Here is a 19895-nt window from a genome sequence, read left to right on the forward strand (position 1 = left end):
AAGACGTTTAGTGTTGCTAATGTTATAAAAGAAACAGGTAGACCTACATTAATATTAAGTCACAATAAAACATTAGCCGCCCAGTTATATGGAGAATTTAAACAGTTTTTCCCTGAAAATGCTGTAGAGTACTTTATATCTTATTACGATTATTATCAACCCGAAGCATACATTCAGAGTACGGATACATTTATTGAAAAAGACCTCATGATTAATGAGGAAATAGAAAAACTGAGATTAGCATGTACTTCAGCTCTATTATCTGGTAGAAGAGATGTTATTGTAATAGCATCTGTTTCTTGTATTTATGGTATTGGTAATCCCGAAGAATTTGAAAAAAATGTACTTAAAATAAAATCTGGTATTCAATACCCTAGACAACAATTTTTAAGAGACTTAGTAGATATTCTCTATTCAAGAAATGAAATAGAATTTAATAGAGGTAATTTCCGTGTTAAAGGAGATACCGTAGATATTTTTCCTGCATATGCAGATTTTGCTTACCGTATAATTTATTGGGATGATGAAATTGAAGAGATTCAAAGAATTGATCCGATAACTGGCCGTATGCAATCAAGAGAAAAAAGTATTTCTATATTCCCGGCTAATTTATTTGTTACAGGTAAAGATGCAATCAATGAATCTATTATTCAGATTCAAGATGAATTGGTAGAACAAATAAAATATTTTGAGAATGATCAAAGAGGTGCTGAAGCAAAAAGGATAAAAGAAAGAACTGAGTTTGACCTAGAAATGATTAGAGAACTTGGGTATTGTTCTGGAGTAGAAAATTATTCCAGATATTTTGATAGACGAAGAGCAGGCCAGCGACCATTCTGTTTATTAGATTATTTTCCAGATGATTTCTTAATGGTCATTGATGAAAGCCACGTAACACTTCCTCAAATAAGAGCAATGTGGGGAGGAGATCGTTCTAGAAAAATTTCATTAGTTGATAATGGCTTTAGGCTTCCATCCGCTTTAGACAATAGACCCCTTACTTTTAATGAGTTTGAAGATGTAGTTTCCCAAAGTATATATGTAAGTGCTACGCCTGGGGATTATGAACTTTTACAAACAGAAGGAGCAATTATAGAACAAGTAATTAGACCTACAGGTTTACTTGATCCAGAAATAGAAGTACGCCCTACAATAAATCAAATAGATGATTTATTAGAAGAAGTCGATGCTACAATAAAGAAAGGAGATCGCGTTCTAATTACTACTTTAACAAAACGAATGGCTGAAGAGCTTTCAAAATACTTAGATCAAGTAGGCATAAAAGCCACTTACCTTCATTCTGAGATAAAGCCTCTAGACAGAGTTGAAATATTAAGAGAATTAAGGCTCGGTATTGTAGATGTATTAGTTGGTGTTAATTTATTAAGAGAAGGACTTGATCTGCCCGAAGTGTCATTAGTTACGATTATGGATGCCGACAAAGAAGGTTTTCTAAGAAATGTAAGGTCTTTAGTTCAAACTATTGGTCGTGCTGCTAGAAATTCCGAAGGCCGTGTAATAATGTATGCTGATAAAATGACTAAATCTATGCAGAAATCAATTGACGAAACACAACGCCGTCGAAAAATTCAGCATGAATACAATTTAAAGCATGGTATCACACCTAAAACGGTAAAAAAATCAAAAGATGCTATTTTTGATCAAACCCAAGTTGCAGATAAGAAAGGGGGTATCACAAAAGAATATCAACTTGATGACAATGATATGAGTAAAGCAGCCGAAGCCATTTCAGCTTATCAAGCTTCAGAAAAAGGAGATATAAAAGCTCAAATTATAGCCGTTAAAAAGGAAATGGAAAAAGCAGCTAAAGATTTAGACTTTGTGGAAGCTGCTAGATTAAGAGATATAATGTTTGAACTTGAGAAACTCAAGAAATCAAAATAAGATATATATAATAAATACAACGGTATAGAATTAATAATCTATACCGTTTTTTTTAGACAAAATAAAAGAGGTCATCTATTGCTAGATGACCTCCAATATATTAAATCAACTTGCGTTGAAATAAATTAGTCTAAGATTGCAGTTACTTGACCCGCACCTACTGTACGTCCACCTTCACGGATAGCGAAACGAAGACCTTCCTCCATTGCGATTTCCTTTTGAAGATCAACAGTAATAGTTACGTTGTCACCTGGCATTACCATTTCTACACCGTCAGGTAAAGCAATAGTACCAGTTACATCAGTTGTACGGAAGTAGAACTGAGGATTGTAACCTTTGAAGAATGGAGTGTGACGTCCACCTTCTTCTTTAGATAATACATAGATCTCTGCAGAGAATTTGCTATGAGGAGTTACAGAACCTGGTTTACAGATTACCATACCACGCTTGATAGACTCTTTATCTACACCTCTAAGAAGGATACCAACGTTATCGCCAGCTTCACCTCTATCTAAGATTTTACGGAACATTTCAACACCTGTAATAGTAGATGTTAATTTGTCACCAAGACCCATGATTTCAACAGAGTCGCCTGTATTAGCAACACCTTTCTCAATACGACCTGTAGCAACAGTACCACGACCTGTGATCGAGAATACGTCTTCTACTGGCATTAAGAAATCTTTCTCCACGTCACGAACTGGAAGTTCGATGAATGAATCAACTGCTTCCATTAATTCATCAACAGTAGTAACCCATTTTGGTTCACCGTTTAATGCACCTAGAGCAGAACCTCTAATGATTGGAGCGTCGTCATAGCCTTTGCTTTCTAATTCTTCAGCAACTTCCATTTCAACTAACTCTAACATCTCTTCATCATCTACCATGTCAGCTTTGTTCAAGAATACTACGATTCTTGGCACACCAACCTGACGAGCTAAAAGGATGTGTTCTTTTGTTTGAGGCATTGCACCATCAGTTGCAGCTACAACAAGGATAGCACCGTCCATTTGGGCAGCACCAGTTACCATGTTTTTAACGTAATCTGCGTGACCTGGACAGTCAACGTGAGCATAGTGACGGTTCTCAGTTTGATATTCTACGTGAGAAGTGTTGATCGTGATACCACGTTCTTTTTCTTCCGGAGCGTTATCAATTGCTGAGAAGTCTTTTACTTCAGCAAGACCTTTTGCTGCCAATACTGATGAAATTGCCGCAGTTAAAGTAGTTTTACCGTGGTCAACGTGACCGATTGTACCGATGTTCAAATGGGGTTTCGAACGGTCAAATGTTTCCTTAGCCATCTTTTTAAAAAAGAATTATATACAATTAATAGATTTCAATCTTCAGATTTTAAAGTAAAATCGAGCTGCCGAGGAGAATTGAACTCCCGACCTCTTCCTTACCAAGGAAGTGCTCTACCCCTGAGCTACGGTAGCTTTTAAACGTTGTCCGCGTTTCTAAAGGCAGAAGGTATCGACTTTGCTTTTAAAGACATAATTAGAGACCTGAAGAACACTAACTACACCTTTCTCAATAAACAAAACTATTAATAAAAACAGCTTTATTTATTGATAGTGGGAGGGGCAGGATTCGAACCTGCGAAGCCGAAGCAACGGATTTACAGTCCGTCCCATTTGACCGCTCTGGAACCTTCCCAAAAAATAGATTTGAGACTTATCAAAAATAGTTCTCGTATCTATTCGAGATGCAAAGGTAAATTGATTTTCAAAAACTTCAAACATCTATCTTAAAAATAGATACAATAATCATTGAATTATTGCTTTTTTTAACTTTAGACCTTGTGAAGATTACACCAATATACATAAATAAAGGGCTATTTATCAACATTTTAAGCTAAAAAACAGCTGTAATTAAATCTTTGTTAAGAGTATGCTAACAAACCTTACTAATTTCATAAAAAAGTATCTTTTTTAATTTTTCAGCTCGATTTCAGTTGCAAACTCGTTTTTTTTTACTTCAATTTAGATTTTTAGTCAATTTTGTAAAGTAACAAACCTTCTCTTAATGAGGCTCCTGAAATATCAATTTTCGAGTAATTCAACACCTCTAAAACAGTCATTAAAAGTACTGAAGCTGGCACTATCATATTTACTCTTTCTTTAATAAGTCCAGGGATTTTTAAGCGTTCAGATAAAGTAAATTCTATAAACATTTTATACATTTTGTGGTACGCTATAACTTCTACTTGTTTTACTTTAGAAGGAACTATAGAATTCATAGAGCCATATATTTCTTGAAGTGTTTCAAAAGTACCTGCTGCTCCAATTATTTTCACTGGCAAATGCAAATCCACTGCTTTCCATAAATCATTAAGTTGAGTAACAACGAAAGTCTTTAACGCTAAAAGATCTTGTTTATCTATGGGATCTTGTTTGCAAAATAAATCGTATAATCGCTGTGCCCCAATCTCAAAACTTTGTTTCCATAAGATGCGCTCATTATCACAAATAATAAATTCTACACTACCACCTCCAATATCCATTATTATAGAAGTCTCAGTAAGATCAATATCAGATTTCACTCCATAATAAATAACTTTAGCTTCTTCTTCTCCTTCAATAATTTTAGGAGTGAAACCAAATTTACTTTGAATATTTTCTATGAAGAATTTGCCATTTTTCGCAGACCTCACCGCACTTGTAGCTCCAACAATTACTTTTTCTACTTCTAATTTTAATATCTTTTTATTGAAAACCTCTAATGCATCAAAAGCTCTTTGCATAGCTTCTTCTGTTAGAATTCCTTTTGAGATACCTCCTTTTCCTAATCTTACAAAAATATCTTCTTGATAAATTCTCTCTATTTTCTTTTCATCAATTACATCAGCTATTAATAACTGAAATGTATTTGTACCCATATCAATTGATGCTTGCCTCTTTTTCATATTCTAAATTAAATGATATAGAATTATATTATCACAATTATAAACAGCAAAACATTATCTTTACGCCAAAATATTCAAGACAAACAATGAAAGAAAAATTCTTTATATTCCTTAAAGGGATTGCTATGGGTTCTGCAGATGTTGTACCTGGTGTTTCTGGAGGAACAGTTGCATTTATTACAGGTATATACGAACGTCTTCTAAAAGCAATTAGTGCTGTTGATATAGAAGCGTTAAAACTATTATCTAAATTTAAGTTTAAAGAATTATGGGATAAACTTGATTTAGGTTTTTTATTCCCTTTATTCCTTGGCATTGGAACAGCTATTGTAAGTTTAGCAAAAATAATGAAATACCTGTTAGAGAATGAGCCTATTGGTTTATGGTCTTTTTTCTTTGGCTTAATTATAGCCTCTGCGCTTCTAGTGAGTAAACAGGTAGGGAAATGGAACACTGGAAGTATAATATCATTAATAATTGGTGTAATCCTATCCTATTACATTACAATTGCAACTCCTGCTCAATCTCCAGAAGGTTTAATATATATCTTTTTTGCAGGTATGATTGCTATTTGTGCAATGATATTACCAGGTATATCTGGTTCTTTTATGTTATTACTAATGGGGCAGTATCATAATATACTTGATTCTGTAAGTAATTTTAAGTTAGATGTAATTGCTGCTTTCTGTGCAGGAGCAGGTATAGGTATCATCTCTTTTGCAAGAGTGCTTACATTTCTTCTCAATAAATTTCATGATATAACCATTGCTTTACTTACTGGTTTTATGATTGGCTCTCTTAACAAAGTATGGCCTTGGAAGAAAGTAGTAGAAACTTATACTGATAGACATGGTAATATCAAACCACTACTAGAAAGTAACTTATTACCTCAAAATTTTGAAGGAGATAATCAATTAGTATTAGCACTACTATTATCTATAGTTGGTTTCTTATTAGTTGTAGGTATCGAAAAGGTAGCGGATAAGCAAAACCACTCATCAGAATAAAAGAACTAAAAATACTTAAAGCAAAAAGGATCAATTCAAATATGAATTGATCCTTTTTTTTGAGCGAGTGACGAGGTTCGAACTCGCGACCTACAGCTTGGAAGGCTGTCGCTCTACCAGCTGAGCTACACTCGCATGTTTTTTCTGGTGTTGCAAATATAACTACTGTTTTTTCTAAATTCCCAATAAAAGAACACATAAAATTAAATTACTTATCTAAAGTACTGTAAACTAGTAGATATAAATAATAATCTATTTTAAACTAGAAAATTATTATACAAACAAAAAGGTCAACCTATTTCTAGATTGACCTTAGAGCGAGTGACGAGGTTCGAACTCGCGACCTACAGCTTGGAAGGCTGTCGCTCTACCAGCTGAGCTACACTCGCAAATACAATGTAGTGTGGGAGGGGCAAGATTCGAACTTGCGAAGCCGAAGCAACGGATTTACAGTCCGTCCCATTTGACCGCTCTGGAACTCTCCCAAATTAAGTAAACATTGTATAGTGGGAGGGGCAAGATTCGAACTTGCGAAGCCGAAGCAACGGATTTACAGTCCGTCCCATTTGACCGCTCTGGAACTCTCCCAGATTGCACTATGATTTACTTAATCATTACACTCATCATATCTTTCGTCGTGACCTTTTGTCCCGATTGCGAGTGCAAATGTAGGACACTTTTTTTTATCTGCAAAATAAAAAACATAAAAATAAATTAAATAAACGTAAACTATTTGAAAAACAACAATTTATATATCGAATTATTTTAAATTAAAGTTTCTAACAAACGTTCTATCCTTTAATTTTGCTCTTACAACATAAAAGCCTGGTAATAAATCTGACAAGATATATTCTGTTTTCAGCTTTCCTTGATCAAGATTTACCTTAACATTATAAGCATCTTCATCTTCATTTTCATTCTTTATTGATATTTCTACTATTTCATCTTGAGCAAAGAAGCCATCCAAGGATAATGTATCTTCAGATAAGTTTGCGTTAAAATAGGGTCTTTTATAATCCGCGCTATGATATACTTTAAGAGATGTATCCTTATTTACATTAGAAACTTCTCCATAAAGTGCCTTACCGTCTAAAGCAAACTGGAAGTTGTATACTCCTTTTGGTAGTCTTTCTACTGCATAGTTTCTTTTTAAAGTTCCTTTCTCTCTAAAAACCTCCCAAAAAACTGTCTTCTTAGATCTTTTCTCAGAAAGTTGAAAAAACGAGTCTTCTCCTGATATAGATTTAGCATTTATAGCTAGTATACCATTAATCAATTTTAGGTTGTCGGATAGGTCTACTTGGTCTTGAGCAAAAGATACTATTGATAAACACAGATAAACATTTAATAACAAAAAATACTTTTTCATATAAAAAATAATCAAAAAGCCACTTTAGAGCCTTTATAGCTGTTCAATTACGAGTATTAATAAGTGCAATATAGTTTATTAACGTATAACTCACTGTATATTAATATGAATTAAGAAAATATTTACCTCTTAAGTTTGTTTATTCTATTCAAGTATTTACCTTTGCAACTCGGAAAATTAGAGAGGGTGTGTAAAGCCTTGAAAATTAGATGATAAACGGGTGTAGCTCAGTTGGTAGAGTTACGGTCTCCAAAACCGCAGGTCGTGGGTTCGAATCCTACCACCCGTGCAAATTAAATTTGAACTGTTATATTGCAGTCGAATAAAATTTTAAACATTCACATGGATACAATGCTGTATATATTTAAACAGCATTTTTTTGTGTAAAAATTCGTAAGAATTATGAATAAATTAATCAATTTCATCAAAGAGTCATATACTGAGATGACTGACAACGTAACATGGTTGTCGTTCAAAGAAGCTCAAGACAGTTCTGTACTTGTTCTTGTAGCGTCAGTAGTTTTTGCATTGGTAATCGGAGCAGTAGACTTCGGTTTCAATGAGATTTTGACAGCATTCTACACTGCTTATTAATAATAAGCGTGAGGATCAAATTTTTAATTAAGAAACCTCAACAGATTAAACATAATAACAATGGGTGAACTTAAATGGTATGTAGTTAGAGCTGTAAGTGGCCAAGAGAAGAAGGTTAAAGATTATCTACTGAAAGAATTAGAAAATCAGAACCTACAGAACTTTATCACTGAGGTTTTAGTTCCTACAGAGAAAGTTTATCAGGCGAGAAAGCAAAGAGATGGCAAAGTTAAAAAAATTGCCGTTGAGAAGAACTTACTCCCAGGATATGTTATAGTTGAAGCTGATTTATCAAATGGTGAGGTTCAACACACGATTAATAGTGTTCCCGGTGTCATAGGTTTTCTGAATGCAGATTCAAAAGATCCTTCAGTGCTTCCAAAGCCTATGCGTGATTCTGAAATTAATCAGATCCTTGGCAAAGTCGACGAGTCTGACGAAGGCGAAGTTAAACATGACACGTCTTACTCTGTTGGCGAAACAGTACGCGTTATGGATGGTCCATTCTCTGGATTCTCTGGAAGCGTAGAGGAAGTCTTCGAAGAGAAGAAAAAACTCAATGTCATGGTGAAGATTTTCGGTCGCAATGCACCAGTGGAACTCGATTATAAACAAGTAGAAAAAGAAGAATAAGATGGCAAAAGAAATCGAAGGTTTCCTCAAGCTCCAAATTAAAGGTGGAGCAGCCAATCCGTCGCCGCCAGTAGGTCCTGCGTTAGGTTCTAAGGGTTTGAACATTATGGATTTCTGTAAGCAGTTCAACGCTAGAACACAAGACAAAGGAGGGCAATTATTGCCTGTGTTGATTACTATTTTCAAAGACAAGTCTTTCGAATTTGTAATTAAAACACCTCCAGCGGCTAACTTGATCATGGATGCGGCAAAGATTAAAAAAGGTTCATCAGAGCCTAACCGTACCAAAGTTGCTTCGGTAACTTGGGATCAGTTAAGAACGATTGCAGAGACTAAATTACAGGATTTAAACTGTTCTACAGTTGAATCAGGTATGAAAATGGTTGCGGGTACAGCTCGTAGCATGGGTATCACAGTAGAAGGGGTAGCTCCTTGGGAAGCTTAATCTTGTACAAGTATAATAGTTTTAACTATGGCAGTATCAAAGAAAAGAAAAGAGGCTCTATCTAAATACGATAGAACTCAAGAATACACGCTGGAGAAAGCTACTGAACTTGTGAAAGAATTATCTTTCGAGAAGTTCGATGCTTCTGTAGATCTTGACATCCGTTTAGGAGTTGATCCACGTAAAGCTGACCAAATGGTTCGTGGTGTGGTTACACTTCCTCACGGTGTTGGTAAAGAAGTTCGTGTGCTTGCACTAGTGACTCCAGACAAAGAAGAAGAAGCTAAAGCAGCTGGTGCTGATTACGCTGGTCTTGACGAATTCATCAAAAAGATTGAAGGCGGATGGACTGACATTGATGTAATCATCACTATGCCAACAGTAATGGCGAAGGTAGGTCGTTTAGGTAGAGTTTTAGGTCCTCGTGGTCTAATGCCAAACCCTAAAGCGGGTACTGTAACTTTAGAAGTTGGAAAAGCTGTAAAAGAAGTGAAAGCTGGTAAAATCGATTTTAAAGTTGACAAAACTGGTATTATCCATACATCAATTGGTAAAGCATCATTTACTGCTGCTCAATTGAATGATAATGCAGCTGAGTTACTTGCGACTTTATCTAAGTTGAAGCCTTCTTCTGCAAAAGGTACATATTTTAAGAGCGTAACGGTTTCTACAACTATGGGCCCTGGTGTCAAAGTTGAAAAGGGATCAATCGATAGCTAATTATGACAAAAGATCAGAAAATACAACTCGTTGAAGAGTTAAGCCAAAAATTGGCGGCTACTGATTACTTCTATGTTGTTAATGGAGCTACATTAACAGTTGATGAAGTAAACAAGTTCCGTAAGGCTTGCTTTGCAAAGGGTATTGAATATCAAGTAGTCAAGAACACGCTAATTGCGAAAGCTCTTGACAAATTAGAGTCAGATACAGACTATGCTGAACTTAAGAGCGGAGCTCTTAAAGGTATGTCAGGTATCATGTTCTCTCCTGAATCAGGATCTGAGCCTGCAAAGGTTCTTAAAGCATTCCAAAAGGATATGCCTAAAGATCGTAAGATTCCAGCATTAAAAGGCGCTTGCATTGACGGCGGTATTTATGTAGGAGAAGAGCATTTAGAAGCTTTAACAGCAGTAAAATCGAAAGCAGAACTTATTGGCGATGTCTTAGGATTATTGCAATCTCCTGCTAAGAGTGTTGTTAGTGCGCTTCAATCAAGCGGTCAGACAATTTCTGGCTTATTGAAAACGCTAGAGGAGAAAGGAGAGTAATATACTCTTTTCTAAAAAAAACCTCTCGCAACATGGTATGTAATAGTTACGCCTAGTTGCTTCCATATATATAGTAATTATTTAAAAACACGTTTTAAAGTAAAAAGAAAATGGCAGATTTGAAAAAAGTTGCAGAAGAGTTAGTAAACTTAACAGTTAAGGAAGTACAAGAACTTGCTACAATCTTAAAAGATGAGCACGGTATCGAGCCAGCTGCTGCTGCTGCACCAGTAATGGTTGCTGCTGAAGGTGGTGCTGCTGCTGCTGAAGAACAAACTGAATTCGATGTAATCTTGAAATCAGCTGGTTCAGCTAAATTAAAAGTAGTTAAGGCTCTTAAGTCTGCTGCTGGTCTTGGATTAAAAGAAGCTAAAGAATTAGCTGATTCTGCTCCTGCTGCAGTAAAAGAAGGTATCTCTAAAGAAGAAGCTGAAGCATTAAAAGATGCTCTTGCTGCTGAAGGTGCTGAAATCGAAATCAAATAATTTTAGTTTTACTAAAATTATCGATATAGATATTAAGGTGAATCTCTCGAGATTCACCTTTTTTTTATTTCAAAATTTTAAAAGTATAAGTTTCTTTCCCTTCTTCTATTACTACTATATTCATTCCTCTAGTAAAATATTTATTACTAATGGCTCCTTTATTATTAATTGATGATTCTTTATAACTAATAACTACCTTACCTTGACTATCAATTATTGTTACTCTAATTGATTGATTATTTAAAAGTGAACGTTGAATATATAAATCTTCTCCGCTTGATAAATCAGTAGGATATACTTGTATTGTCTGATCTTGCTCTCCATTATTATTTACTTTCAAAGGACCATATGATTCTGATTTTCCGTCAAAATCAAATTGTATAAGCTTATAGTAGGTGTTTTTTCCTAAGCTCAATGAATTAGTATCAATAAAAGTGTAATTGATTTGAACACTACTATTTCCATATCCTTCTAGCTCACCAATTTTTATCCATTCTTTATTATTGAAAGAAGAATATATTTCAAAATGGCTATTATTGATTTCCGATGCTGTAGACCAACTAATTTCATTACCTTTTGTTGTAACTGAGACTTCTAAAGAAATTAACTCTACTGGTAAATTCATATCACAGAAAGAGCCTTGTTTTGTTGCACAACTTCCTACAATATCAATAAGAGGGTTACTGTAGACGGATGGCGTATAATGTTGATCATTAAAATCTCCTGCTACATGAAATTCTGTTCCAACACCTCCTATTTCTAATTGGCCACTTCCTATATCAGACCTGATGAAATTTCCATTCACGGTAAAAATACCTCCATCTTTAATAAAAAGGTTTCCATTATCTAAGTTAAAATTATTTTCAACTTCTAAAGTTCCAAAAACTTTTAATTCAGGGTTACTAGAACTCATTGTAATACTACCTAATACATAAAGGTTAGCATTTGTATTGAGAGTAAGTTGTCCATCATCTCCAAAGCTTAAATACACCTGAATATTTTCGTTTACTAAGTCAAAGTCTATTGTCAGTTTTGCATTAGTAGAAAAGATGATCTCGTCATTTGTTATTGGATAACCACTTCCTCCATCTAACTTGACCCAATTTGTTGTTGTCTGCCATTCACTTAAAGTACTGAGTGTAATATCTCCATTGGGTTTATACTGACTAGCAGAAGATACAGTTATAGTAAAAAGTAAAGTAATTAATAGGATTGCTTTCATGTTAATTAAGAGTATTGTGATAGTTTTCATTTCATACAACCTCAATATGAAAAACTCTATAACTACAATCGCCCCTTTATATAAATTACCACGTACCACCTTTAAAATATGCGTACCACTTAATAATTGGCACAAAAAAAAGTAACTGATTTTGTGAATCAATTACTTTCTTGAATGGTAAAAACAATAAATTTCGTTACTTAATAACGTTCGCTTTTACGGTTATAATAGTTACAGGATCTATAGGATCATTTGTAAATAAAGTAAACGATCGTGTTTCTTTACCTGTTCTTGGTGTTTCTAAATAGCGAACGTTTACATTGACAGTTTCAAAAGGTTGTACCTCATTTTCTTCTATACTTAAAAGTGAAAGACCATGGTTTGTTTCAACTTTAAGAATTTTAAGAGGAACTTTTCCCGTATTCATTACAGATAATGTCACTATCTTCTCCCCGTTATTTTTAACGTTACCCAAATTCATATACGTTGATGATAACCCCATTTTAGGTTTAGGACCATCACCTTCTGATTCTGGATATTGTACTGATGCTGAAATAATACAATTTGATGTAATTTCTTTCTCTCCATTTGATAATACAATAGAGAAAGTATCTTGAGCATATCCAAACTCCTCTCTATCTTCTGGTTTAATAAATAACTCAAAAGAGCCTTCTGAGTTAGGCATCACTTCATACTGACCACTATCTATCAATACTCCTAAGTAGTCTGGAGTGTTAGGTGCTTTTTCAAACCTTAATGTATCGTCTGTATTGTTATAAAAGTATACTGTTTTTGATGCTGTACCTTGAGCTGTCAACATACCAAAGCTTACTTTTTTATGGCTCCATCTTATTTCTTCTCCATATGGATAAAGCTTATCAAATGATATTTTAGAAGGGCGAATAAACCCTGCCAACTTTAATTTATATTCTTGCTTGCTATCATTTAATCTTACAGTAAAAACTTTTGTAAATGGGCCTGCTTTATATGGAATATAAGTTATATCAATTATTCCCTCCTCACCTTTATTTATCTTATTTGTTGAATAAGAGGGTAAAGAACATGCACAATCTGTAATTACTGTATCTATACTTATTGATGATGTTGACTTAACATCAAACTTGAAAGAATATTTTATTGTATCTAAATTCGATGATAGTTTACCTAAGAATACACTATCTTTTTCGAAGTCTAAAAAATTCTGAGCATAAGAAGATGTTGCTAAAATCAAAAAGCAACAAATCAAAGAATAAACTTTATTTATCATGGAATGGGGAATATCAAATTTGAAGTTCAAATATACTATAAGATGAGTAGATTCAACTTCTTTAGTTTATTTTTTATCCAAATATTCCAATCTTAATGTAACTGATAAAAAACCATATTGTTAATGTCCAAAGTGAGACTAAAAAATAACTCTCTTTTGTTACTCTATGTCTAAGTATATATAAAATAGGAAGCATTACTACTACTCCCCCTAATAGTTCTAACCCGTGCAAAGCAATTGATGGAACTCTAGCAATTATTTTATTATAATCTAACAAAACTATAACAATACTAATTGCATTAATAATAAGTAAGTATGATAATAAAATTTCCATGTGTAGTTATATTTAAATAGTTAAACTATATAACTACATTTTTAAAGTTTGGGATTCAACAAAAAAGTTTTGTTAGGTTAAAAAAACTAAAAACCCTTTACTGAATAATTCAATAAAGGGTTAATTTTTATAGAAATAGAATGCTATTTTTTTCCTTTCGTGATATAAATTTTCTTTTCCTCACCTGACCATTTTAAAGTAACAAATAATATTTTATTTACTTTATCATAGCCCATATCACATTTTTCTGCAGGCATTTTCTTTTTTCCAATTCCCACATTTTTTGGAGGTAAAGTAACATTATGAATCTCTAAAGTTATCATTCTACTTTCTGGAGCTTCTTTATAACTTCCTTCTTTAGTTAAAGTTACTTCTAAGTTCTTTTTTGTGTTCTTTGTACTTACATTCAACAATTCAAATGCTTTATTTTTTATTGTATTTGTTGCTTCTCCGTTATCATCGAACATTACTCTAGAAGAGGATACTACTTCTGAATCATTCCATATTTGAAAAGTCAGTTCTTTTGATGAATACTCTTCTGTAGATTGCAATGCTTTTGATGCTAGTGGTATAATTGCTCCTCCTTTTACAAAAACAGGTAATTGATCTAGAGGAGCATCAACTGTTACCCAATCTCCACCGTTATACTTTTTACCTGTCCATAAGTGATACCAATTATGTCCTTTAGGTAGATATAATTTCCGTTCTCTTTGTCCTTCTTTGGTTACAGGAGCTACTACATAAGCATCTCCCCACATATAAGTGTCCGATATATTTTGTAAAGATGGGTTGTCCTTTTCTTCCATAAATAGAGGGCGAAGTAGAGGTGTTCCGTTTATACTGTTCTCGTAAGCCAAAGAATAGTTATATGGTAACATTTTATACCTGTATTCAATATATTTTTTTACGATATCAAATGTTTCTCCCTTATAATGTATCACTTCTGAAGGGATAGACTCTTGTGCATGAGGTCTAAAAACTGGCTGGAATACGCCATATTCTAACCATCTTATATATAATTCTAAGATATCTTCTTGTTTCAAATCCCAATTTACAAAACCACCTAAATCAGAATGCATATAAGGTACACCACTTAAACCCATCGTCATAGAAATTTGAGATTGAGGTGTTAACCCACCAAAGCTTCTATTTACATCACCTGACCAAGGAATCATACCATAACGTTGCGAACCTACATAACCTGACCTCATTAAGATAAAAGGGCGCTTATTTGGGAAATCTTTACGGTAACCATCATAAATAAGTTTAGCCCAGTTTTGTCCGTAAATATTATGTACTTCGTCTGCTGAACCATTAACATGCTGTAATTTAGCTGGGTGAACTTCAGGTTCTCCTAAATCACCCCACCATCCTGCTACACCTTGATCTGCTAAACCTTTATAAATATTCCAAAACCAAGTTTGTGCTTCTGGTTTAAATACATCTACTAAACCTGTTTCACCAAAAAAGAAATCATAAACAAATGGTTTTCCATATTTATCCGTACCCAATACCTCACTTTCTTTAGCATCTTCCCATTTGGCTGAAGATGTTAAGATAAAAGGCTCGGTTATAAGGATTGTTTTTACATTTTCTTCTTTTAATGATTTTATCATTTGCTTAGGATCAGGAAATGCTTCTTTATACCATTCAAGGTTACCCATTGTTCCTTTAACATCTTTACCAAACCAATATAAATCAAGTATTATGGCATCTAAAGGAACTTCCTTATCTCTAAACTGTTTAACTGTTGCTTCTACTTCTTTTTGAGAATGATACCCAAACCTTGATGCAAAGTTTCCAAACATCCATCTTGGTGGTAATGGTTGTTTTCCTGTTAAGTCTGTAAATTCATTCAATAGATTTTTAAAATCTGTCCCTGCCACTATCACATAACTAGAACGACCTCCTATCGTTTCAAATGATAATTCATCAGATTTACGCTTTCCAATATCTATAAAACCTATAGGTGCATTATCATATAATAGTGCATACTTCTTGGACGAAACCATTAAAGGCATTCCATAATTCATCTGCGTAGCTACTTCTTCATTAGAATAATGGGCTCTATTATAGAGTGGTAATCTGTGTCCTCTTCTGTCAAGAGGTAATGCTCTTTCCCCTGCACCATATAAAGCTTCTCCCTCTTGGATCTTAAATTTGAACCCTTTTAAAGTATCTGCATCAAAATATCCTTCCGATTCTTCTAATAACTTATCATTATTAAAATAGTAAGCGATCTGTAATGGCGATTTTTTAATACGAGCAATAATTCCATTATCAACCTGAAAAACTAATGTTGCTCCTTCGTCTTTTAAATCAATCTCTACTTTATTAGGAGCCATAATAACCGCTTCTGATAGTGGCAATGTCTCTACTCCTTTTGGATAAAATTGGGTTTCTAAAATCTGTGCATCAAAAGGCCTTAAAATTATTGAACCATCATTTGTAGTGATAACTAAATTTTGGCCATCTATTTTATGCTCTTTATAGACTCGTTGTCCAAATGCTGTTACTGAAATACAGCATAAAAAGAAAAATATTGATAATTGTAGGCTATTAATAGAATGGTTTTTCATTATTGCTTCTAAATTTGATATTTAGAACATGCTTAAAGGTTTTTCCTTTTATGCTCTGAGATTTGTGGATTATTAATGACGATAAAGATAATTAAAGAAATTACACTATCTTTTTCTAATTCAAACATAATATAAAATATATCTAGCACATATGACAAAGGTTTTAATAATAGATAAATTACATGACGCTATTTTACCTATTCTAGAGCAAGAAAATATTGAGGTTACATACAGGCCAGATATTGCTGTAGATGAAGTACCAAATGTAATTAAAGATTATAATGGGCTCATATTAAGAAGTAAAATGAAGGTTGGCGTTGATTTATTGGACCTCGCTCCTAAATTACGTTTTATAGCCCGTGCTGGTGCTGGCGTAGACGAAATAGATGAAGAATATTTATTACGCAGAAATATTACTCTATTAAATGCTCCAGAAGGAAACATGGATGCCGTTGGGGAACATACAATTGCTATGTTACTCTGTTTAATGAATTTTCTACATATTGGAAATACAGAGGTCCGACAGAAATTATGGCTTCGCGAAGAAAATAGAGGCCATGAACTATCTACAAGGACAGTTGGTATTATTGGTTATGGTAATATGGGGAAAGCATTTGCCAAACGATTGATAGGTTTTGGCTGTAAGGTTCTTGCTTATGACAACGGGAAAAAAAATTATGGTGATGAATATGCTCAAGAAGCATCTTTAGAACAAATTCAGAAAGAAGCTGATGTATTAAGTTTCCACATTCCTTTGAATAAAGAGAACAAACACCTCTTTACCCAAGAATATTTAAGTGCTTTTGAAAAACCTATTTACTTACTAAATCTTGCCCGTGGAGAGGTTATTCCTTTTTCAACAATAGAATGGGGACTTGATAATGATAAAATAATTGCCGCAGGTTTAGATGTTCTAGAAAATGAGAAACTCCACACCTTATCAAAAGATCAAGAGCGTATCTTCAATAAGCTTTGTAACGATAGTCGTGTAATATTTACTCCGCATGTAGGAGGTTGGTCGTTTGAGTCTTATGAAAAAATTAGTACTGTTTTAGGTAAAAAAATAATATCGTTACTATCTAAATAATAAACACAAAATGGACTATCAAAAAGAATTTAATGCCAACAAAGAACAATGGAATGCAAGAGTCGAAGGGCACGTTGCTTCTAAAATGTATGATGTTCCTGGTTTTAAAAGAGGAGACACATCATTAAAAAAAATTGACCTTGAAGGGCTTGGTGACCTTACAGGAAAGCGAGTACTACACCTACAATGTCATTTTGGGTTAGATACAATGTCTCTTTCTAGGATGGGAGCAAAAGCTGTCGGTTTAGATATTTCTGATACTGCAATTGATCAAGCTAGGCAATTAAATCAAGAACTTGGTTTGGATGCTGAGTTTATTTGCTCGAATGTATATGATATTAGAGAGCATTTATCTACTGATGAGAAATTTGATATGGTTTTTGTTTCTTATGGTGCTTTATGTTGGTTACCTGATTTAGAAGCTTGGGCGGATATCGTTTCAGATTATTTAAAAGAAAAAGGCACTTTCTATATGGTAGAAATGCATCCTTTTATTTATACGCTCAATTGGGCCACTTTCGTACCTGAATTCAGTTATTATAACAAAGGGGTTTACGAAGAAAAAGTAGAAGGAAGTTATGCAGGAGATGTACCCCTTAATTTGACAGAATATTTTTGGGTACACTCCATTAGTGAAATGCTTAATCCTTTACTTAAAAGAGGGTTCACTTTAGATAAATTTGAAGAGTATGATTTTCAAACATACAATTGCTTTGACGACATGATAGAAAGAGCAGACGGAGAGTTCATTTTTAAAAATATTAAAGTTGATGTCCCTTATCTCATAGAGTTAAAACTGACGAAATAAAGACACAATAAATCCCTCTTATACAATGTTACATGCGTTTTAAGAGGGATTTAACACAATACCTGTTAATCAATTTATCTTTTACATAAAATAGTACGTATGATTGCATTACAGAGCAATAACTTTGTATAAAATCAAACAATGAAAAGATACACTATTCATACTGTATTCACGCAATTAATCTGTTTTCTAATGTCATTTCACTTATTTAACGTAAGTGCAAATGTCAACGATAACTTATTGCCTAATGATATGCACAATGAAATTGAAAGTATCTATGAATTGATTTCTGTACATTTATTTGGAGATGAAGCAGGTATGCCTGATAATCCTGAAGGAGAAAGTGAAGGACAAACCATTGTTGGTGTAATCAATATTACTTGGTTCATGAATAGTTCTGACGTGATTACTCCAAATAAATCTGTTGACTTGGATGATCTACCAGTAGATAGCAAACTCCCAATTGCACGTCCACTTTTTTATACTGCTCCATCATTCCCTACAGATACTCCACCACCGCGAGTAGCATAAGTATTTTCCATTCAAAAAGTGAAACCACTTTTTAGTAATACACTTTATATTACCCTTTTATCACATTTTATCAGCATTCAAAACAGTATTTATTACTACCTAACTTAGTAATCTGTTAATTCTATGTTGATCTCAATTAGGTATTTATATACCTATAACGGAACAATACTATGTATAAAATTCTAGTAGGATTGCTTGTAGTGTTTTGCATAAACCTAGCAAATGCACAGGAGCAAAGTACAATGGATAGCTTATCCATCTCTATCCCTCAATCAGAAGAACTATTCCTTAAAAATAACCTATCCCTAATTGCTGAAAAGCAAAATATAGATATCGCTAAAGCCGAAATCATTCAAGCAAAAGCATGGCCTAATCCAGAAGTTGGATTTGAATTAGCTATGTATGATAATGAAGATCAGCAGTGGTTTAGAACAGACTCTGAAGCTCAACGTGTATTTGAAATTACACAAATGATTGAGACTGCAGGTAAAAGAAAAAAGAGAACCAATATTGCTAAAATTGAAGCCGAAATTTCTGAATATGAATTCTATAACACGCTTAGAGAATTAAGAACAGATTTAAGAAATCAATTGGTTGAACTTTATTATGCTCAGAAGAAAGCTGAAAGCTATTTAATAGCCATTGAGCCTGTAGAAAAACTTGTTGAAGTATATAAAGAGCAATCTTCAAAAGGAAATGTTTCTATAGCAGAAGTTGTACGTTTAAAAGCATTACTTCTAGACTCCAGAAAAGGTTGGTTAGATATTGTTCAAGATGCAGCTGATATTGAAGCTAATATTAAAGTTTTATTGAATTTACAGCCAAATGTTCACCTTAAAATTACTATTCCATCAATTGCTCCATCTACCTCTTTACCTGACCCAGAGTTATGGGTAACATTGGCACAAGAACATCGTTTTGATTTTAAAATTGAAAATATCAGAATGAAACAAAGTGCTGAAAGTCTTGCTTTAGCTAAAGCAGAAGCTGTACCTGATTTACATATTGGTACAATGTATGACAGAAGAGGTGCACACCAAGCAGATTATTGGGCGTTACAAATAGCGTTTGATTTACCAGTTTGGGATAGAAATAAAGGAGGTATTCAAGCTGCTAAAATTATACAAGAACAACAACAAGTTAAACTTAATGAAGCAGAGAAAAACCTTCAGATTGATATTTATACTTCAGCTCAAAAACTACGTCAGGTAAACACTTTGTATGAACAATTAGACCCTGAATTATCTGACGAAATGGAAGCCGTAATGATTGCTGTAACAAAAAGCTACCAAAACAAACAACTAAGTCTTATTGAGTTTATCGATTTCTTCGAAAGCTACAGAGATAACTTAGGACAATGGTATGATACAGAACAAACATTATTCAGTGCTCAAGAAAATGTTAACTATACAGTTGGCAAAGACATCTATCCTATTCAATAATCTACCTTAAA

19 protein-coding genes and 7 tRNA genes (1 of these 26 running past the window's edge) are annotated in these 19895 nt (G+C 33.7%); 13 read left to right on the top strand and 13 right to left on the bottom strand.

Annotated elements, in window-relative coordinates; translation table 11 throughout:
- A protein-coding gene (gene uvrB / locus EI427_RS14355; protein ID WP_126615803.1) for an excinuclease ABC subunit UvrB crosses the window boundary here: on the top strand, window positions 1-1905 show its 3' portion. The gene continues 126 nt to the left of window position 1, outside the view; 1905 of the gene's 2031 nt are visible here — the last part of the coding sequence; its start codon lies off the left edge, out of view; it ends in the stop codon at window positions 1903-1905.
- A 125-nt stretch (window positions 1906-2030) separates the two neighbouring features.
- Here uvrB and tuf read toward each other — a convergent pair whose 3' ends face one another.
- The 4 genes from tuf to EI427_RS14375 form a co-directional block, all read right to left on the bottom strand.
- On the bottom strand, window positions 2031-3209 hold the full coding sequence (gene tuf / locus EI427_RS14360; protein ID WP_126615805.1) for an elongation factor Tu: 1179 nt from the start codon (window positions 3207-3209) through the stop codon (window positions 2031-2033).
- A 63-nt stretch (window positions 3210-3272) separates the two neighbouring features.
- A tRNA-Thr gene (locus EI427_RS14365) sits at window positions 3273-3344 on the bottom strand.
- Window positions 3345-3483: 139 nt separating this feature from the next.
- A tRNA-Tyr gene (locus tag EI427_RS14370) sits at window positions 3484-3564 on the bottom strand.
- 334 nt (window positions 3565-3898) lie between these two features.
- A complete protein-coding gene (locus EI427_RS14375; RefSeq protein WP_126615807.1) occupies window positions 3899-4813 on the bottom strand; it encodes a Ppx/GppA phosphatase family protein in 915 nt (304 codons plus the stop codon).
- Between the two features lie 86 nt (window positions 4814-4899).
- On the opposite strand from EI427_RS14375, the gene EI427_RS14380 reads away from it, so the two are divergent.
- Entirely contained in the window at window positions 4900-5820 is a 921-nt protein-coding gene (locus EI427_RS14380) for a DUF368 domain-containing protein (RefSeq protein WP_126615809.1), read from the top strand.
- 62 nt (window positions 5821-5882) lie between these two features.
- On the opposite strand, the gene EI427_RS14385 is transcribed toward EI427_RS14380, so the two are convergent.
- From EI427_RS14385 to EI427_RS14405, 5 genes are all read right to left on the bottom strand, one after another.
- Window positions 5883-5955: transfer RNA gene (locus EI427_RS14385), tRNA-Gly, on the bottom strand.
- A 181-nt stretch (window positions 5956-6136) separates the two neighbouring features.
- A tRNA-Gly gene (locus EI427_RS14390) sits at window positions 6137-6209 on the bottom strand.
- Between the two features lie 15 nt (window positions 6210-6224).
- A tRNA-Tyr gene (locus tag EI427_RS14395) sits at window positions 6225-6305 on the bottom strand.
- Window positions 6306-6327: 22 nt separating this feature from the next.
- Window positions 6328-6408 (bottom strand) — tRNA-Tyr (locus EI427_RS14400).
- A 172-nt stretch (window positions 6409-6580) separates the two neighbouring features.
- Window positions 6581-7189 (bottom strand): hypothetical protein, encoded by a 609-nt coding sequence (locus EI427_RS14405; RefSeq protein WP_126615811.1) that lies wholly within the window; start codon window positions 7187-7189, stop codon window positions 6581-6583.
- Window positions 7190-7405: 216 nt separating this feature from the next.
- Here EI427_RS14405 and EI427_RS14410 point away from each other — a divergent pair.
- From EI427_RS14410 to rplL, 7 genes are all read left to right on the top strand, one after another.
- Window positions 7406-7478, top strand: a tRNA-Trp gene (locus tag EI427_RS14410).
- 113 nt (window positions 7479-7591) lie between these two features.
- A complete protein-coding gene (secE, locus tag EI427_RS14415) occupies window positions 7592-7783 on the top strand; it encodes a preprotein translocase subunit SecE (RefSeq protein WP_126615813.1) in 192 nt (63 codons plus the stop codon).
- Between the two features lie 60 nt (window positions 7784-7843).
- Window positions 7844-8416 carry a transcription termination/antitermination protein NusG gene (gene nusG / locus EI427_RS14420; protein ID WP_126615815.1) on the top strand — a complete coding sequence of 191 codons (573 nt, stop codon included), beginning with the start codon at window positions 7844-7846 and terminating at the stop codon, window positions 8414-8416.
- 1 nt (window position 8417) lies between these two features.
- Complete coding sequence (gene rplK, locus EI427_RS14425; protein ID WP_126615818.1) at window positions 8418-8861, top strand: 50S ribosomal protein L11; 444 nt, start codon at window positions 8418-8420, stop codon at window positions 8859-8861.
- Between the two features lie 27 nt (window positions 8862-8888).
- The gene (rplA, locus tag EI427_RS14430; RefSeq protein WP_126615820.1) at window positions 8889-9581 is read left to right on the top strand and encodes a 50S ribosomal protein L1; all 693 of its coding nucleotides are present in this window, start codon (window positions 8889-8891) and stop codon (window positions 9579-9581) included.
- Window positions 9582-9583: 2 nt separating this feature from the next.
- On the top strand, window positions 9584-10129 hold the full coding sequence (rplJ, locus tag EI427_RS14435) for a 50S ribosomal protein L10 (protein WP_126615823.1): 546 nt from the start codon (window positions 9584-9586) through the stop codon (window positions 10127-10129).
- A gap of 110 nt (window positions 10130-10239) precedes the next feature.
- The gene (gene rplL, locus EI427_RS14440) at window positions 10240-10614 is read left to right on the top strand and encodes a 50S ribosomal protein L7/L12 (protein WP_126615826.1); all 375 of its coding nucleotides are present in this window, start codon (window positions 10240-10242) and stop codon (window positions 10612-10614) included.
- Between the two features lie 64 nt (window positions 10615-10678).
- Here the strand turns inward: rplL and EI427_RS14445 are convergent, their stop codons facing one another.
- From EI427_RS14445 to EI427_RS14460, 4 genes are all read right to left on the bottom strand, one after another.
- The gene (locus EI427_RS14445; RefSeq protein ID WP_170178477.1) at window positions 10679-11836 is read right to left on the bottom strand and encodes a T9SS type A sorting domain-containing protein; all 1158 of its coding nucleotides are present in this window, start codon (window positions 11834-11836) and stop codon (window positions 10679-10681) included.
- A 196-nt stretch (window positions 11837-12032) separates the two neighbouring features.
- Complete coding sequence (locus EI427_RS14450; protein WP_170178478.1) at window positions 12033-13067, bottom strand: DUF1573 domain-containing protein; 1035 nt, start codon at window positions 13065-13067, stop codon at window positions 12033-12035.
- A gap of 109 nt (window positions 13068-13176) precedes the next feature.
- The gene (locus tag EI427_RS14455) at window positions 13177-13437 is read right to left on the bottom strand and encodes a DUF1294 domain-containing protein (protein ID WP_126615835.1); all 261 of its coding nucleotides are present in this window, start codon (window positions 13435-13437) and stop codon (window positions 13177-13179) included.
- Between the two features lie 143 nt (window positions 13438-13580).
- A complete protein-coding gene (locus EI427_RS14460) occupies window positions 13581-16016 on the bottom strand; it encodes a TIM-barrel domain-containing protein (RefSeq protein ID WP_126615837.1) in 2436 nt (811 codons plus the stop codon).
- A 151-nt stretch (window positions 16017-16167) separates the two neighbouring features.
- Here EI427_RS14460 and EI427_RS14465 point away from each other — a divergent pair, with 151 nt between their 5' ends.
- From EI427_RS14465 to EI427_RS14480, 4 genes are all read left to right on the top strand, one after another.
- The gene (locus tag EI427_RS14465; RefSeq protein WP_126615840.1) at window positions 16168-17103 is read left to right on the top strand and encodes an NAD(P)-dependent oxidoreductase; all 936 of its coding nucleotides are present in this window, start codon (window positions 16168-16170) and stop codon (window positions 17101-17103) included.
- A 10-nt stretch (window positions 17104-17113) separates the two neighbouring features.
- The gene (locus EI427_RS14470) at window positions 17114-17911 is read left to right on the top strand and encodes a class I SAM-dependent methyltransferase (RefSeq protein ID WP_126615842.1); all 798 of its coding nucleotides are present in this window, start codon (window positions 17114-17116) and stop codon (window positions 17909-17911) included.
- 192 nt (window positions 17912-18103) lie between these two features.
- Window positions 18104-18442, top strand: a complete 339-nt coding sequence (locus tag EI427_RS14475; RefSeq protein WP_126615845.1) for a hypothetical protein — start codon at window positions 18104-18106, stop codon at window positions 18440-18442.
- A gap of 170 nt (window positions 18443-18612) precedes the next feature.
- On the top strand, window positions 18613-19884 hold the full coding sequence (locus tag EI427_RS14480) for a TolC family protein (protein ID WP_126615848.1): 1272 nt from the start codon (window positions 18613-18615) through the stop codon (window positions 19882-19884).
- Window positions 19885-19895: the final 11 nt, after the last annotated feature.

Source organism: Flammeovirga pectinis, from assembly GCF_003970675.1.
Lineage (GTDB): Bacteria > Bacteroidota > Bacteroidia > Cytophagales > Flammeovirgaceae > Flammeovirga > Flammeovirga pectinis.

What these genes read in the sequence shown, in the direction of transcription:
- tuf (WP_126615805.1), bottom strand. Translation starts at nt 3,209, where the DNA reads ATGGCTAAGGAAACATTTGACCGTTCGAAACCCCATTTGAACATCGGT.
- EI427_RS14375 (WP_126615807.1), bottom strand. Translation starts at nt 4,813, where the DNA reads ATGAAAAAGAGGCAAGCATCAATTGATATGGGTACAAATACATTTCAG.
- EI427_RS14380 (WP_126615809.1), top strand. Translation starts at nt 4,900, where the DNA reads ATGAAAGAAAAATTCTTTATATTCCTTAAAGGGATTGCTATGGGTTCT.
- EI427_RS14405 (WP_126615811.1), bottom strand. Translation starts at nt 7,189, where the DNA reads ATGAAAAAGTATTTTTTGTTATTAAATGTTTATCTGTGTTTATCAATA.
- secE (WP_126615813.1), top strand. Translation starts at nt 7,592, where the DNA reads ATGAATAAATTAATCAATTTCATCAAAGAGTCATATACTGAGATGACT.
- nusG (WP_126615815.1), top strand. Translation starts at nt 7,844, where the DNA reads ATGGGTGAACTTAAATGGTATGTAGTTAGAGCTGTAAGTGGCCAAGAG.
- rplK (WP_126615818.1), top strand. Translation starts at nt 8,418, where the DNA reads ATGGCAAAAGAAATCGAAGGTTTCCTCAAGCTCCAAATTAAAGGTGGA.
- rplA (WP_126615820.1), top strand. Translation starts at nt 8,889, where the DNA reads ATGGCAGTATCAAAGAAAAGAAAAGAGGCTCTATCTAAATACGATAGA.
- rplJ (WP_126615823.1), top strand. Translation starts at nt 9,584, where the DNA reads ATGACAAAAGATCAGAAAATACAACTCGTTGAAGAGTTAAGCCAAAAA.
- rplL (WP_126615826.1), top strand. Translation starts at nt 10,240, where the DNA reads ATGGCAGATTTGAAAAAAGTTGCAGAAGAGTTAGTAAACTTAACAGTT.
- EI427_RS14445 (WP_170178477.1), bottom strand. Translation starts at nt 11,836, where the DNA reads ATGAAAGCAATCCTATTAATTACTTTACTTTTTACTATAACTGTATCT.
- EI427_RS14455 (WP_126615835.1), bottom strand. Translation starts at nt 13,437, where the DNA reads ATGGAAATTTTATTATCATACTTACTTATTATTAATGCAATTAGTATT.
- EI427_RS14460 (WP_126615837.1), bottom strand. Translation starts at nt 16,016, where the DNA reads ATGAAAAACCATTCTATTAATAGCCTACAATTATCAATATTTTTCTTT.
- EI427_RS14465 (WP_126615840.1), top strand. Translation starts at nt 16,168, where the DNA reads ATGACAAAGGTTTTAATAATAGATAAATTACATGACGCTATTTTACCT.
- EI427_RS14470 (WP_126615842.1), top strand. Translation starts at nt 17,114, where the DNA reads ATGGACTATCAAAAAGAATTTAATGCCAACAAAGAACAATGGAATGCA.
- EI427_RS14475 (WP_126615845.1), top strand. Translation starts at nt 18,104, where the DNA reads ATGTCATTTCACTTATTTAACGTAAGTGCAAATGTCAACGATAACTTA.
- EI427_RS14480 (WP_126615848.1), top strand. Translation starts at nt 18,613, where the DNA reads ATGTATAAAATTCTAGTAGGATTGCTTGTAGTGTTTTGCATAAACCTA.